The following is a 14,436-nucleotide window of genomic DNA, read 5'->3' on the forward strand; positions in this document are numbered from 1 at the left end:
GACCTTCCTTTTCTTCGTCATGAAGCGATGGAGCAGTGGAATGGAGGGACGCGCGATGGCTCAGGGGGACGGAAGCTTCGTCCACACGGCCTTCGTCTGGAGGTAGCCGTCCAGCGCGTGGTGGCCCAGGTCCTTGCCCCAGCCGGATTCCTTGTAGCCACCGAAGGGCGCCGCGTCGTCGAACTCGTTGAAGCAGTTGATCCACACCACGCCGCTCTTCACCTGCCTGGCCAGCGCGTGCGCCTTGGCCACGTCACCGGTCCAGATGGACGCGGCCAGGCCGTACTGCGTGCTGTTCGCCATCGCGATGGCCTCCGCGTCGTCGCGGAAGCGCAGGCAGCTGAGCACCGGGCCGAAAATCTCCTCCTGGGCAATCTTCATGTCCGGCTTCACGTCGCCGAAGATGGTGGGCTTCACGAAGCAGCCCTTCGCCTTGAAGCCCTCCGTGTCGCGGCCGCCGCCCGCGAGCAGCTTCGCGCCCTGCTGCTTGCCGCTCTCGATGTAGCCCAGCACCACGTCCATCTGCTTCTGGCTCACCAGCGCGCCCATCTCCGTGGTCGCGTCCAGCGGGTCGCCCACCTTCATCGTGCGCGCCTTCTCCACCAGCTTCGCGACGAACGCGTCGTAGGCCTTTTCATGCACCAGCACGCGGCTGCCCGCGTTGCACGTCTCACCCTTGTTGCCGAAGATGCCCCAGAAGCACGCCTCCACCGCGCGGTCGAAGTCCGCGTCCGGGAAGATGATCTGCGGGCTCTTGCCGCCCAGCTCCAGCGTCAGCTTCTTCAGGTTGCTCGCGGCGGACGCCTGGAGCAGCCGGCGCGCGGTGCGGCCGGAGCCGGTGAAGGAAATCTTGTCCACGTCCGGGTGCCGGGCAATCGCCTCGCCCGCGGGGTCACCCAGGCCGGTGACGACGTTGATGACGCCGGGCGGGAAGCCCGCCTCCAGCGCCAGCGCGCCCAGCTTCAGCGCGGTGAGCGGCGTGTACTCGGAGGGCTTCACCACCACCGTGCAGCCGGCGGCCAGCGCGGGGCCCAGCTTCCAGCCCAGCATGCACGTGGGGTAGTTCCACGGAATGATGGCGCCCACCACGCCCACCGGCTCCTTGAGCGCGTAGGTGTGGAAGGGGCCGTCCACGGGCAGCACCTCGCCCGTGATGGTGCTGGCCATGTCCGCGAAGTTCGCGAGCGTCGCGGCGGCCGGCGCCACGTCACCCCGGATGGCGTCCTTGAACACCTTGCCGTTGTTCATGGACTCGACGAGCGCGAACTCCTCGCGCCGCTCGAAGAGCAGGTCCGCCAGCTTGCGGATGAGCTTGCCGCGCTCGCGGCCGGTCATCTTCCCCCACGGCCCGGACTCGAAGGCGCGGCGCGCGGCCTTCACCGCGCGGTCCACGTCCGCGGCGGTGGCGGCGGGCACGTCAGCAATCTTCTGGCCGGTGGCGGGATTCACCACCGCGAAGGTGCCCCCTTCAATGGGGTCCACCTGCTGCCCGTCGATGAGCAGCTTGAGCACAGGGAGCTTGGGAGTGAGCGAACGAGCGTCGGTCATGGCGAGGCCTCGGGTGAGCACGGCGCGCGAGCGACCTGGAAGTGGCGGGCACCGGACACGGACGGCACGACACGGTAGGAATGGCGCCATGACGCGGCAACCTGCCCCCATGAAGAACGTCCTCCTGCTGAAAGCCGGCGACGCGGCGGCCTCCGTCCAGCTCTCCGTGGGCGACTACGAGCGGTGGTTTCTGCAAACCATCGGACTGTCCGGGCAGCGCTTCGACATCCTCCCGGTGCACAAGGGCGCGCCCCTGCCGAAGGACGCGAAGGGCTACGACGCGGTGATGATGACGGGCTCGCCCCTGTCGGTGACGCAGCGCGAGCCGTGGATGGAGCGCGCGGGCGCCTTCATGGTGGAGGCGGGCGAGCAGGGCATCCCCGTGCTCGGCGTGTGCTTTGGCCAACAACTCCTCGCGGAGGCCTACGGCGGCAAGGTGACGCGCAACCCCAACGGCCGCGAGACGGGCACCGTGGAGGTGACGCTCTCACCCGAAGGGCGCGCGGATCCGCTGTTCACCGGCCTGCCGGAGCGCTTCGCGGTGCAGGCCACCCACGAGGACATCGTCTCCCGCCTGCCGGAGGGCGCCACGGTGCTCGCGGGCAACGCCAACACCGCGAGCCAGGCGCTGGCCTTCCGCCCCAACGTGCGCGGCGTGCAGTTCCACCCGGAGATGCCCACGGACGCCATGCGCGCGGTCATCCTCGCCCGCGAGGACAAGCTGGACGCGCTCGCGCGCGAGAAGGGCGTCCCCGAGGGCGAGTACGTCCCGAGGCTCCTGTCCGGCATCACGCCGACCCCGTTCGCGCACCGGGTGCTGATGAACTTTCTCCAACACTTCACCTGACCGGACGGGCGCTGATCCAGGCCGCGCGGTGACGCGCTCCCTAGCTTCCTCCCGTGCAGGAGGGACGGGGGCGTCGGGATGAATCCGTTCGTGATGCAGTACCGCAGGCTGAAGTGCCAGCTGAAGTACCTGGCCAGCTACGTGGATCTGGATCCACGCGGCAACCGGGTGGTGCGCCGCACGGACTTCAAGCACTGCCAGAGGCCGGTGCTCCTCCTGCACGGCTTCTTCAGCACGCGCCGCGTCCTGGAGGTGCTGGAGCACCGCCTGCGCCGCGAGGGCTACTGCGTCTGGTCCATCCACCTGGGCGGCACGATGGACCGCTTCAACACGCACCGCATCGACGAGCTGGCGCGCAAGGTCCAGGGCAAGGTGGACCGGCTCTACGAGCGCCACCCGGGCATGGGGCCGCTCACCATCATCGGGCACTCGAAGGGCGGGCTCATCGGCACGTACTACGTGAAGCGGCTGGGCGGGGACACGCGCGTCAGGAGCCTCATCACCCTGGGCACGCCGCACAAGGGCACGCGCATGGCCTACCTGGGCTGCGCGACGCTGGGCTGGTTCAGCCGCAGCATGTGGCAGCTCACGCCCACGTCGCGCTTCATCAAGGACCTCAACGTGGGCGCCTTCCCGCGCCACGTGCGGCTGGTGTCCATCTACTCGCGCGAGGACGTCATCGCGCGCTACCCCTCCTCCGTGCTGGACGTGGAGGGCCAGCCCAACGTCTTCAACGTGGAGCTGTCCGGCGTGGTGCCGCACGGCGAGCTGCTCACGCGCCGGGCCGTGTGGGAGGTCATCCAGCGCGAGCTGGCCCTGGGCTATGCTGACGTCCCGGCACCCGCGTCCGTCGTCGCGCTTCCGCCCCCTCCCCCCCTTCCGGTGGCCCTGCCGGCCGCCGCCAGCCCCTGACACATGCCCTCGCGCTGGGACCACCTCTTCGACCTCAAGCCCGTCGCCCTCGTGGACCACCTGCTGGACGAGGTGGCGCGGCTGCTCGCCAAGGACCTGGAGTCCTGGCCCCCACCGGTTCAGGACCTGGACCCGGCCACCCTGGGCGAGTTCGCCCCGCTGTTCCAGGAGGCCACCCGGCGCCCCGCCCCGGCCGTCTACACGGAGGCCCTGCGCCTGGCGAAGTGGGACCTCGCGCGCGAGTTCGACGCCTTCGACGACTACGTGCGCAACAAGCGCTACCTGGAGCGGGGCCTGTCCCCGGACGACCGCGTCCCCCTGCTCTTCCTCACCCGCTGGCTGACGGAGCAGATGCTGGGCCTGGGCGAGGCCACCCAGGGCCGCATCAAGCGCCCCCTGATGCGCGACTGCCTGGACCGGGTGGAGTCCCGGCTGAACGCCACGGCCCGCCTGCCCCAGGCCTGAGGCTGGCCGCCTGCCCTCCCGGAGGGGTTCTGGACCCTTGGGGCGCATAGGAGCATGGGGTGCGCCAGAAGCTTTCCGCCTGGAGCTTGTCAGAGGGAGGCCGCTGCCTTAAGCCCGGGTGCATGTTGCCGCCCGTGGACGCCACCGCCCCCGACGAACGCCGCAAGCGCCTGCTCCTCCTCGTGGGATTGTGGGTGGCCATCGCGGTGACGCTCTTCGCCCTGCGCTCGGTGGTGATGCCCTTCGCGGGCGCGGCGCTCATCGCGTACCTCGTCCAGCCGCTGGTGGCGCGCATCACCCGCTTGAGCGTGGCCGGCCGTCACGTGCCGCGCTGGGTGGCCATCCTGCTCATCTACGCGGGGTTCTTCCTGGCCGTGTACCTCTTCTTCGTCGCGCTGGTGCCGCAGCTCTACCGCGAGGTGGCGCGCATCAGCCGGGAGATGGCCAGCTTCGCCAGCGCGCTCACGCCGGAGCACGTGCAGACGCTCGCGCAGCGGGCGGAAGGATGGCTCAACACGTACGGCATCCCCGTGGCCCTGTCGGACCGGGCCATGGAGGGCGCGGCGGGCGCCACCGGCGGCTTCAGCCTGGCGCTGGACCTGGAGCAGATGCTCACGGACGCGGTGGCGCGCGCGACGCTGCTCGTGAAGGAGAACCTGGCGGACATCGTCAACGTGTCGCGCCGCATCGTCACGGAGGTGCTGACCGGCGTCTTCATGCTGTTCTTCATCCTGATGGTCGCCGCGTTCTTCTCCATCGACGCGCAGGCCATCCGCCGCTACTTCGGCACGCTCATCCCCGCGGAGCTGCTGCCGGACGCGAAGACGCTGGTGGCGCGCATCGACAAGTCGCTGTCCGGCGTGGTGCGCGGCCAGGTGACCATCTGCCTGGTGAACGGCGGCCTCACGCTGGTGGGCCTGCTGCTGTTCGGCGTGAAGTTCGCCTTCCTGCTGGCCACCATCGCCACGCTCTTCAGCCTCATCCCCATCTTCGGCACCATCATCAGCTCGGTGCCCATCGTCCTCATCGCGCTGGCGGATGGCTTCCAGAAGGGCCTGGCGCTCCTCCTGTGGATCATCGGCATCCACGCGCTGGAGGCGTACTTCCTCAACCCGAAAATCATGGGCGAGGCCGCGCGCATCCACCCCGTGGTGGTGGCCTTCTCCCTCATCGCGGGCGAGAAGCTCTTTGGCCTCTGGGGCGCGCTGTTCGCGGTGCCGGTGGCCTCCATCGCGGTGGCCTGCTTCGACTACGCCCGCCTCAAGGCGCAGCCGCCCCCGCTGGTGGCCGCGTCCCCCCAGCAGGCGGTCGCCTCCACGGACGCCGCCCCCGCCGCCTGAACGGCCGGCGTTTCCAAGCGTCCACCGGTTGAAAACAGGGGGTGGGTGCCCACCTTCCCCCCTGGCCATCCCCGGAAGGAGTGGCTAATTCCACGCACGCCTCTGCCTCCGAGGATGTGATGCCCCCGAGCCCCTCACCCACCCCGGACTACCGGAGCCTGTTCGAAGCCGCGCCCAACCCGTACCTGGTGTTGACGCCGGAGTTCGTCATCGTCGCGGTGACGGACGCGTACCTGCGCGCCACGCGGACGCGGCGCGAGGACATCCTGGGCCGCAACCTCTTCGACGTCTTCCCGGACAACCCCCAGGACCTGCAGGCCACCGGGGTGGCCAACCTGCGCGCGTCGCTGGAGCGCGCGGTGAGGACGGGCGCCCCGGACGCGATGGCGGTCCAGAAGTACGACATCCCGCGCCCCGAGGAGGCCGGCGGCGGGTTCGAGCCGCGCTACTGGAGCCCGCTGAACACCCCGGTGTTCGGCGAGGACGGCGCGGTCCGCCACATCATCCACCGCGTGGAGGACGTCACCGACTTCATCCGCCTGAAGCACCTGGACGAGGAGCAGAGCCGGCAGCACGCGGAGCTGCGCGCCCGCGCGGACGAGATGGAGGGCGAAATCTTCCGGCGCGCCCAGCAGATTCAAGAGGCCAACCAGCAGCTGCGCGTGGCGAACGAGCAACTGGGCGAGCTGGACCGGCTCAAGTCCGAGTTCTTCGCCAACGTCAGCCACGAGTTCCGCACGCCGCTGACGCTGATGCTGGGGCCCACGGAGGACCTGCTCGCCGGACGCGCGGGCCCGCTGTCGGACGAGGTCCGCAAGGAGATGGAGCGGGTGCACCGCAACGCCGGGCGCCTGCTCAAGCTGGTGAACGCGCTCTTGGACCTGTCCAAGCTGGAGGCCGGCCCCCAGGAGGAGCGCTTCGTGCCCGCGGACCTGGCCGCGCTGACGACGGACGCGGCGGCCAGCTTCCGCTCCGCCATGGAGCGCGCGGGGCTCAAGCTCACGGTGGACTGCCCTCCTTTGTCCCAGCCCGTCTACGTGGCGCCGGACCTGTGGGAGCAGATCGTCCTCAACCTGGTCTCCAACGCCTTCAAGTTCACGCTCCAGGGCGGCGTCACGCTGCGGCTGAGGGAGAACGGGCAGCGGGTGTCGCTGGAGGTGGAGGACACCGGCTCCGGCATCCCCGCGCACGAGCTGCCCCGCCTCTTCGAGCGCTTCCACCGCGTGCCGGGCTCGCCCTCGCGCACGATGGAGGGCAGTGGCATCGGGCTCGCGCTGGTGCAGGAGTTCGCGCGGCTGCACGGCGGCTCCGTGTCCGCGCGCAGCACCGAAGGCGAGGGCAGCGTCTTCACCGTGGAGCTGCCGCTGGGCCACGCGCACCTGCCGCCGGAGCGCATCCGCACCAACGCCCGGCCGCGCTCCGCGGCGCGCGAGGCCACGTCCGCCTACGTCGAGGAGGCGCTGCTGTGGAGCACCTCCAAGCCCAAGGACCGCACGCAGTCCTCGCACCACCCGTACCCCGTGGCCGCGGACGGCCACGCGCCGGCGCCCCGCGCGCGCATCCTGCTGGTGGACGACAACCGGGACATGCGCGACTACATCCAGCGCGTGCTCTCCCCCGAGTACGACGTGGAGGTGGCGACGGACGGCCAGAAGGGGCTGGAGGCCGCGCTGGCCCGGCCGCCGGACCTGGTGCTGTCCGACGTGATGATGCCGAAGCTGGACGGCATGGGCCTCCTGAAGGCCCTGCGCGCCGCGCCCACCACGCGCGAGCTGCCCATCCTGCTGCTGTCCGCGAAGGCCGGTGAAGAGGCCACGGTGCAGGGCCTGACGTCCGGCGCGGATGACTACCTGGTGAAGCCCTTCTCCGCGGGGGAGCTGCTCGCGCGCATCGCGTCCAACCTGAAGCTCGCGCGCATGCGCGGGGAGATGGCCGACGAGCGCGCCCGCGCGGAAGGCCTGGCCGAGGCGCTGCGCGCCCGCGACGACTTCCTCTCCGTGGCGGCGCACGAACTGCGCACGCCGCTGGCCGCCTTCCAGCTGCACCTGGAACTGGTGGAGCGGGGCCTGGGCCGGGACGCGCCGGCCAAGGCGCTGGAGCGTCTGAAGCAGGCCCGGGCGTTCATCCGGCGGCTGGCGTCGCTGGTGGACGTGCTGATGGACGTGTCGCAGATCACCAGCGGCCGGATGAAGCTCACGCGCACGGACGTGGACCTGGGCGACCTGCTGGTGGAGGTGACGCGCTTCGCGGAGGAAGAGGCACGCCGTGACGGCACGCCGCTCACCGTGGACGTGAAGGGCCCGGTGATGGGCACCTTCGACCCGTCACGCATCTCGCAGGTGGTGCACAACCTGGTCGCCAACGCGCTGAAGTTCGGCCGGGGCCGGCCGGTGGACGTGACCCTGCGGCCGGATGGCGAATACGTGCGCCTGTCCGTGGTGGACCACGGCATCGGCATCAAGCCGGAGGACCGCGAGCGCATCTTCGAGCGCTTCGAGCGCGCCGTGTCCACGCACAACTACGGCGGCCTGGGCCTGGGGCTCTGGGTGTCGCGTCAGGTGGTGGAAGCGCACCAGGGCCGCATCGACGTGGAGGACACGCCGGGCGGCGGCACCACCTTCCGCGTGACGCTGCCCCTGAGGGAGCCGCCGGTGGACATGGCCGGCGGGCTCGCCAGCTGAAGAGGAGGAAGCAGCCGCCTGCTACTGGCAGGCGGCGGCGCAGCGCGCGTTGCGGCACGTGGGGATGCACCGGCCGCAGTCCACGCTGTTGGGAGGACAGCTCCCGTCGCACCGCACGCCAGCGCAGCTGGGCCCCACGTCGCGGTGGGTGATGGCGGTGCCCTCACCACAGCACGCGTTCGCGACGCAGTCCGAGTCGTCGTAGCAGACCTGGTCGGAGAGCACCGGTGGGGTGTCTCCGATGGGCAGGTCCTCCACCCCGAGGTCGCACCCGGCCAGGAACCCCAGGGTGAGGCCCGCGACAGCGCGGGCGACAAGACGCGGGAGGCGGGTACGACGCATGTGGGGCTCCTTGGGCCGGAAGCTGACTACCGGTTCATCGAGCCCAGGAACTCCGCGTTCGCCGCCGTCGGACGCATGTGCTTGAGCACGAACTCCATCGCGTCGATGGGGGTGAACGGGTGGAGCACCTGGCGCAACGCCGTAATGCGCACCAGGTCCGCCTGAGACAAGAGCAGTTCCTCCTTGCGGGTGCCGGATTTGTTGATGTCGAGCGTTGGGAAGATGCGCTTCTCCATCAACTTCCGGTCCAGGACGATTTCGGAGTTACCCGTGCCCTTGAACTCCTCGAAAATCACTTCGTCCATGCGGCTGCCGGTGTCGATGAGCGCCGTGCCGATGATGGTGAGGCTGCCGCCCTCTTCGATGTTGCGGGCCGCGCCGAAGAAGCGCTTGGGCTTGTGGAGCGCGTTGGCGTCCACGCCGCCGGAGAGAATCTTTCCGGACGCGGGCACCACCGTGTTGTAGGCGCGCGCCAGACGGGTGATGGAGTCCAGCAGGATGCAGACGTCGTACTTCTGCTCGACCAGGCGCTTGGCCTTGTCGATGACCATCTCCGCCACCTGCACGTGGCGCGTGGCGGGCTCGTCGAAGGTGGAGGACACCACCTCGCCGCGCACGCTGCGCTCCATGTCCGTCACTTCCTCCGGGCGCTCGTCCACGAGCAGCACGATGAGGTAGACGTCCGGGTGGTTGCGGCTGATGGCGTGCGCGATGTTCTGCAGCAGCACCGTCTTGCCGGCCTTCGGAGGCGCCACGATGAGGCAGCGCTGGCCCAGGCCGATGGGGCAGAACATGTCGATGATGCGCGTGGTCATCTCCGACGACTCGTGCTCCAGCTTGAGCTTGCGCGTCGGATAGAGCGGCGTGAGGTTGTCGAACAGGATGCGCTCGCGCGCCGCGTCCGACATGGGGTCCGCGAAGTTGACCTTGTCCACCTTCTGCAGCGCGAAGAAGCGCTCGCCCTCGCGGGGCTGGCGGATGGGGCCCGTCACGGTATCGCCGGGCCGCAGGTTGAAGCGGCGCACCTGCGACGGCGACACGTAGATGTCGTCCGGCGACGGCTGGTAGTCGCTGTCCGCGCTGCGCAGGAAGCCGAAGCCGTCGCTCAGGAGCTCCAGTACGCCCTCCGCGTGGACCTCGAAGCGCTTGTCGGCGATGCCGCCCAAGAGCGCGAAGATGAGGTCCTGCTTCTTCAGCCCCTGGTAGCCCTCGATGCCCGTGTCGTGGGCCATCTTCGCCAGGTCGACAATCTTCATCCGCTTCAGGTCATTGAGCTTGATGACCTGCATCGGGGCGCCGTCACGCTCGACCTCCGTGATGGCGGGGCCTTCCGTGGACTCCTGCGGGGCGGCCGGAGCGGCCTCCTCGGCGGGCGCCTCCTCCTCCGTGCCGCGCAGCTCCTGGAGCTCGTCGTCGCGCACCGGACGGGAGATGGGCGTGAGCACCGGACGGGGCGCTTCCGCGGCGGCCTCGGGGGCCTCGGCCTCCTCGACGGGAGCCTCCTCCCGGCGGGCGGGCGCACGGCGAGACTTGGGCGCGGGCTTCTCCACCTCCTTCGCCGCCGCGCGCTTGCGGCGGGGCTTCTCGTCGGTGAACTGGGGCTCGACTACCTTCTCTCGGGGGGAACGGGCTTTGGCCATGACGCTCTGCTGACGGGAAGTGGGGGGAATCGCCCGAAGGCTCGGGCAGGCTGTACGCGGGACGGCGGTCCGTCCGCGCGGCGCTCGGAAGCACCTTCCAGGGGGCAGCACCACCCAAGTCCTGGGAACGGACCGGAGGGCGCGTGGGCCTGTGGTTGGGAAGAGTCGGCGCCGGGGGAACCCCTGCGCCAGGAATCGCGCTGGAAACTATTGACCGCCCCCAGAGCTGTCAAGGCATCCGTGCCTGGCTCTGTCCCGTTTTTCAGGGGGTTGCACTGGAGGGCGGGGGTATTGCCAACAGGGAATCCGCTATGTAGCTGAAATTCGGGCCTAATGGGGTGGCGGATGCGCCTCCTTGGCGTGAACACGCGTCCCCGGGTTCCCCTTCCCGAGGTGGCAGGCGGCCCTGTCAGGTGGTGCCGGTATGGTGGTGCTCCTCCAACGCGGGGCGTGCGCAACTGGCCGCGCCCCTGAATTGGGGTAAGGACACACCCCGTGGACACCTTCCCGAAAGCCGAAGCCCGTGCCCGAGCGCTCCGTCAGGAGCTGGCCCACCACAACCACCGCTACTACGTGCTGGACGCGCCGGAGATCAGCGACGCGCAATACGACACGCTGATGCGGGAGCTCCAGGGGCTGGAGGAGAAGTACCCCCAGCTGGTGACGCCGGACTCGCCCACCCAGCGCGTGGGCGGCGCGGCGGTGGAGGACTTCGGGCAGGTGGTGCACACCACGCAGATGCTGTCCCTGGCGAACATCTTCGATGACGCCGGGCTCGTGGAGTTCGACGAGCGCATCCGCAAGCTGACGGGCCTCACGCAGGTCGGCTACGTGTGCGAGCCCAAGCTGGACGGCCTGGCCATCTCCCTGCGCTTCGAGGACGGCCGCTTCGTGCAGGGCGCCACCCGCGGCGACGGCACCACGGGCGAGGACGTCACGGGCAACCTGCGCACCATCAAGAGCCTGCCGCTGGAGCTCTTCCCGAACGACGGCGTGAAGGTGCCCAGGCGGCTGGAGGTGCGCGGCGAGGTCTTCATCCGCAAGGAGGACTTCCGCAAGCTCAACGAGAAGCGCGAGGAGGCCGGCGAATCCCTCTTCGCCAACCCGCGCAACGCCGCCGCGGGCAGCCTGCGCCAGCTGGACCCCAGGGAGACCGCCGCCCGGCCCCTGTCCGTCTACCTCTACGAATGCGTGCCCGGCGAGGGCGTGCCCGCCTTCAAGACGCACACGCAGAAGCTGGAGTACCTCAAGACGCTGGGCCTGCCCATCAACCGCTACCAGCCCGCGGAAGGGGCGGAAGGGGTGCGCCAGCGCTACGACGAGTCCCTCAAGGGCCGCCACGCCCTGCCCTTCGAAGTGGACGGCATGGTGGTGAAGGTGGACGACGAGGACCTGCGCCGCCGCCTGGGCCAGGTGTCCAAGAGCCCGCGCTGGGCCGTGGCCTACAAGTTCCCGCCGGAGGAGGAGTCCACCACGGTGGAGGACATCGGCATCCAGGTGGGCCGCACGGGCGCGCTCACGCCGGTGGCGCACCTGAAGCCGGTGAAGGTGGGCGGCGTGACGGTGTCGCGCGCCACGCTGCACAACGAGGACGAGCTGCGCCGAAAGAACGTGCGCAAGGGCGACACCGTCTTCGTGCGCCGCGCGGGCGACGTGATTCCGGAGATCGTCTCCGTGGTGCTGTCCAAGCGCCCGGAGGACTCCCAGCCCTTCACCTTCCCCACCCACTGCCCGGTGTGCGGCGCGGTGGCGGCCAAGGACGAGGACGGCGCCATCATCCGCTGCACGGGCGCGTCCTGCCCCGCGCAGCTGGTGGAGAAGGTGCGCCACTTCGCCAGCCGCCTCGCCCTGGATATCGAAGGCCTGGGGGACAAGCTGGCCACGCAGCTGGTGACGGCCGGTCAGGTGAGGGCGTTCGCGGACCTGTTCGCGCTCACCCGGGACTCGCTGCTGAAGCTGGAGCGCATGGGGGAGAAGAGCGCGGACAACCTGCTGGCCTCCATCGAGGGCAGCAAGGCCACCACCCAGCGCCGCTTCCTGTATTCGCTGGGCATCCGCCACGTGGGGGACTCCACGGCGCGCGCCCTGGCGGAGGCCTTCCCGGACGTGAAGTCGCTCTTCACGGCCAGCCTGGAGGACATCAGCCGGGTGAAGGACGTGGGCCCGGTGATGGCGCAGGTCATCCACACCTTCTTCCAGGAGCCCCAGAACCAGGCCGCCATCCAGGCCCTGCTGGACGCGGGTGTGCGCCCGGCCCCCCCGGCGGTCGCCACGGGCGGCCCCTTCGTGGGCAAGACGGTGGTGCTGACCGGCACCATGGAGCGGCTTGCGCGCGAGCAGGCCAAGGAGGAAATCGAACGGCGCGGGGGCAAGGTCTCCGGAAGTGTCTCGCGCAAGACCGATTTCGTCGTGGCCGGCGAGGACGCGGGCACCAAGCTGAAGAAGGCGCAGGAATTGGGCGTAAGAATCCTGGATGAGCAGGCGTTCCTGAAGCTGCTAGAAGGGGACGTCAGAGCATGAGGCCAGAGGCATGAACACGCAGCGCCACCGGGTGACCCTGCGCATCCAGGGCACGGTCCAGGGCGTCTCCTACCGGGAGAGCGCCCGCCAGGAGGCGCTGCGCCTTGGCCTGTCCGGCTGGGTGCGCAACCGGGGCGACGGCTCCGTGGAGGCCACGGTGGAAGGCGAACCGGGCGCGCTGGAAGACTTCATCCGCTGGTGTCACACGGGTCCCCGCCTGGCGCGCGTCACGGACGTGGCGCGCACGGACGGTCAGGCCACTGGCGAATTCCGCACCTTCACCGTGGAGCGCACATCATGACGCCCTACGCGCTGGCTTCCCTGCCGGCCATGCTGGGCATCCGGTCCGGCACCAAGGTTTCCGTCATCAACCCCCCGCGGGGCTTCGTGCAGAAGCTCAACCCGCTGCCGGACGGGGTGGAGTTCCTCGTCACGGCCCAGACGGGGCTGGACGTCATCCTCTTCTTCACCTCCGACGCCACGGAGCTGGTGCAGCGGCTGCCCGCGCTGTCGCGCGCCACCACCCTGAATGGCGGCATCTGGGTCTGCTGGCCCGCCGGCGAGGGCGTGAAGACGCGCCTGTCGGAGGACTTCGTGCGCCAGGCGGCGCTCGACATCGGCCTCGTGGACAACAAGATCTGCATCATCGACGAGACCTGGACGGGCCTCAGGCTGGTGCGCCGTCCGCGCGGAAAGCTGGACAAGCCGGAAGGCCGCAAGCAGGCCCCCGCCCAGGCCTGAACGTCCGTTTCCGAGCGTCCGGCGACCCGCCGGGCGGGCCGCCCTCCATCTGCCCGACAGTGGATGAACGGGCGCATCGGGCCTTTACACACCTGGAGGGGCGTGGAAAACTCTCCGTGTTTCTGGGCAGTTGTGTGACGCCCCGCGTTGGCGGGACATCACGCCCAGGCAGGAATTTCGACGGGTTGCGCTTCCGGTTTCCTTCGGATGCCCCTGCTGCTCCGGGGCCCCCAGACGCCCCCCCAAGGTGGCCCACATGACGGGCACCGACCGGGTGTGGAAGAGGGGGCGGACAGCACGGGCGTGGTGGAAGCCTCGAGCGCGTGAAGAGAAGCAGCCCCGCCCGGCACGGTGCCGGTCGCAATGCGGGGCGACATGAACTCGGAGGAGCAGGCGGCGATGTCCTCGGCCCCCACCCAGGTGATGCGTTCTCCCTCCGGGTCCTCCGGAAGGCGTCCACACGCCGGAGGGCCGCTGGCCGCCTCTCCCCTCGCAGCGTGCTCGGAGGTGTGGCGTCTCGCCGCCTCCCGTCCGGTGAGGTCCCCCCTACCGCGCGCGCTTCCAGGATTCATCCATGAGCAGTGTGCTCGTCATCAATGCCGCGGGTCGGGAGACCCGGGTGGCCCTCGTCGAGGGCGGCCATATCGCGGAGTTCTACCTCGAGCGTAAGAAGGACAAGGGCGTCGTCGGAAACATCTACAAGGGCCGCGTCGTCCGGGTGCTCCCGGGCATGCAGGCGGCTTTTGTCGACATCGGGTTGGAGAAGGCCGCCTTCCTGTATGTCAGCGACGTCGTCTACGACCCGGACTTCGCCCGGGCGCAGTTCGAGCTGACCGAGGGCGAGCACGAGGACGCCCCGGAGGTCCCCACGGAGTCCGAGGCCGACGCCGTGGAGCTCGCGGCCGCCGTCGTCCCGGACGCCACGCACGCCCTGCCCGCCGGCACGGAGGCCCCCGCGGCCACGCCGGAGCCGGTGCTGGCCCACGACGGCGCGCTGGCCCTGGACGTCCAGGGCCAGGCCGCCGCGCCAGAGGCTTCTGTTGAAGCCTCTGTTGAAGCGGTGAAGCCGGCCGTGGAGGCCGCCCCGGCCCCGGTGGAGGCGGCTCCTGCTGCTTCCGAGCCGGCCGAGCCCGCGCTCATCGCGCAGACCCCGGCGGAGGGCGCCACGCAGGAGGCCCCTGTCGAGGTGTCCACCGCCGCCGTGGCGGTGCCGCTGACGGAGAACGGCGCGCAGCCGGTGGAGGCCGCCGCGCTGGTGGCGGAGACGCCCGCGGAGAGCGCCACCGCCACCGCCCTGGCGGAGTCCGCCGTGGCGCCCGCGACGGAGGGCAGCGCCGCCGAGCCGCCGCCGCACGCGGCCGCCCTGGGCGAGCTCATCCCCCTGTCTCTTATACACCTCT

Annotated in this window: 11 protein-coding genes and 1 pseudogene; 9 read left to right on the forward strand and 3 right to left on the reverse strand. The window is 70.2% G+C overall.

Translation table 11 applies throughout. The features are described 5' to 3' along the window. Positions 1–60: 60 nt before the first annotated feature. The gene (locus D7X96_RS21700; protein ID WP_120548804.1) at positions 61–1,548 is read right to left on the reverse strand and encodes an aldehyde dehydrogenase family protein; all 1,488 of its coding nucleotides are present in this window, start codon (positions 1,546–1,548) and stop codon (positions 61–63) included. Between the two features lie 88 nt (positions 1,549–1,636). On the opposite strand from D7X96_RS21700, the gene D7X96_RS21705 reads away from it, so the two are divergent. From D7X96_RS21705 to D7X96_RS21725, 5 genes are all read left to right on the forward strand, one after another. After that, positions 1,637–2,395 carry a glutamine amidotransferase gene (locus tag D7X96_RS21705; RefSeq protein WP_208647353.1) on the forward strand — a complete coding sequence of 253 codons (759 nt, stop codon included), beginning with the start codon at positions 1,637–1,639 and terminating at the stop codon, positions 2,393–2,395. 78 nt (positions 2,396–2,473) lie between these two features. Continuing rightward, a complete protein-coding gene (locus tag D7X96_RS21710; protein WP_121770606.1) occupies positions 2,474–3,307 on the forward strand; it encodes an esterase/lipase family protein in 834 nt (277 codons plus the stop codon). A 3-nt stretch (positions 3,308–3,310) separates the two neighbouring features. Then, on the forward strand, positions 3,311–3,772 hold the full coding sequence (locus D7X96_RS21715; RefSeq protein WP_121725681.1) for a hypothetical protein: 462 nt from the start codon (positions 3,311–3,313) through the stop codon (positions 3,770–3,772). A gap of 122 nt (positions 3,773–3,894) precedes the next feature. Then, positions 3,895–5,112 carry an AI-2E family transporter gene (locus D7X96_RS21720; protein WP_121770607.1) on the forward strand — a complete coding sequence of 406 codons (1,218 nt, stop codon included), beginning with the start codon at positions 3,895–3,897 and terminating at the stop codon, positions 5,110–5,112. A 119-nt stretch (positions 5,113–5,231) separates the two neighbouring features. Beyond that, positions 5,232–7,793, forward strand: coding sequence for an ATP-binding protein (locus D7X96_RS21725; RefSeq protein WP_121770608.1), 2,562 nt, complete (start codon positions 5,232–5,234; stop codon positions 7,791–7,793). Between the two features lie 21 nt (positions 7,794–7,814). On the opposite strand, the gene D7X96_RS21730 is transcribed toward D7X96_RS21725, so the two are convergent. Further along, positions 7,815–8,135, reverse strand: a complete 321-nt coding sequence (locus D7X96_RS21730; RefSeq protein WP_120548809.1) for a hypothetical protein — start codon at positions 8,133–8,135, stop codon at positions 7,815–7,817. A gap of 26 nt (positions 8,136–8,161) precedes the next feature. After that, positions 8,162–9,775 carry a transcription termination factor Rho gene (gene rho, locus D7X96_RS21735; RefSeq protein WP_120548810.1) on the reverse strand — a complete coding sequence of 538 codons (1,614 nt, stop codon included), beginning with the start codon at positions 9,773–9,775 and terminating at the stop codon, positions 8,162–8,164. A gap of 495 nt (positions 9,776–10,270) precedes the next feature. On the opposite strand from rho, the gene ligA reads away from it, so the two are divergent. The 4 genes and pseudogenes from ligA to D7X96_RS41025 form a co-directional block, all read left to right on the forward strand. Further along, entirely contained in the window at positions 10,271–12,295 is a 2,025-nt protein-coding gene (ligA, locus tag D7X96_RS21740; protein ID WP_121770609.1) for an NAD-dependent DNA ligase LigA, read from the forward strand. A 10-nt stretch (positions 12,296–12,305) separates the two neighbouring features. Next, positions 12,306–12,596, forward strand: coding sequence for an acylphosphatase (locus tag D7X96_RS21745; RefSeq protein WP_120548812.1), 291 nt, complete (start codon positions 12,306–12,308; stop codon positions 12,594–12,596). Then, complete coding sequence (locus tag D7X96_RS21750; protein WP_014398919.1) at positions 12,593–13,036, forward strand: DUF3052 family protein; 444 nt, start codon at positions 12,593–12,595, stop codon at positions 13,034–13,036. Before D7X96_RS21745 ends, D7X96_RS21750 begins: the two co-directional genes overlap by 4 nt. A gap of 574 nt (positions 13,037–13,610) precedes the next feature. Further along, a pseudogene (locus tag D7X96_RS41025) lies at positions 13,611–14,436 on the forward strand (Rne/Rng family ribonuclease); the annotation flags it as partial.

The organism is Corallococcus interemptor (assembly GCF_003668875.1).
GTDB lineage: Bacteria > Myxococcota > Myxococcia > Myxococcales > Myxococcaceae > Corallococcus > Corallococcus interemptor.

Excerpts from the sequence above, each read along its gene's own strand:
- D7X96_RS21700 (WP_120548804.1), bottom strand. The coding sequence starts at position 1,548 with ATGACCGACGCTCGTTCGCTCACTCCCAAGCTCCCTGTGCTCAAGCTG.
- D7X96_RS21705 (WP_208647353.1), top strand. The coding sequence starts at position 1,637 with ATGACGCGGCAACCTGCCCCCATGAAGAACGTCCTCCTGCTGAAAGCC.
- D7X96_RS21710 (WP_121770606.1), top strand. The coding sequence starts at position 2,474 with ATGAATCCGTTCGTGATGCAGTACCGCAGGCTGAAGTGCCAGCTGAAG.
- D7X96_RS21715 (WP_121725681.1), top strand. The coding sequence starts at position 3,311 with ATGCCCTCGCGCTGGGACCACCTCTTCGACCTCAAGCCCGTCGCCCTC.
- D7X96_RS21720 (WP_121770607.1), top strand. The coding sequence starts at position 3,895 with ATGTTGCCGCCCGTGGACGCCACCGCCCCCGACGAACGCCGCAAGCGC.
- D7X96_RS21725 (WP_121770608.1), top strand. The coding sequence starts at position 5,232 with ATGCCCCCGAGCCCCTCACCCACCCCGGACTACCGGAGCCTGTTCGAA.
- D7X96_RS21730 (WP_120548809.1), bottom strand. The coding sequence starts at position 8,135 with ATGCGTCGTACCCGCCTCCCGCGTCTTGTCGCCCGCGCTGTCGCGGGC.
- rho (WP_120548810.1), bottom strand. The coding sequence starts at position 9,775 with ATGGCCAAAGCCCGTTCCCCCCGAGAGAAGGTAGTCGAGCCCCAGTTC.
- D7X96_RS21745 (WP_120548812.1), top strand. The coding sequence starts at position 12,306 with ATGAACACGCAGCGCCACCGGGTGACCCTGCGCATCCAGGGCACGGTC.
- D7X96_RS21750 (WP_014398919.1), top strand. The coding sequence starts at position 12,593 with ATGACGCCCTACGCGCTGGCTTCCCTGCCGGCCATGCTGGGCATCCGG.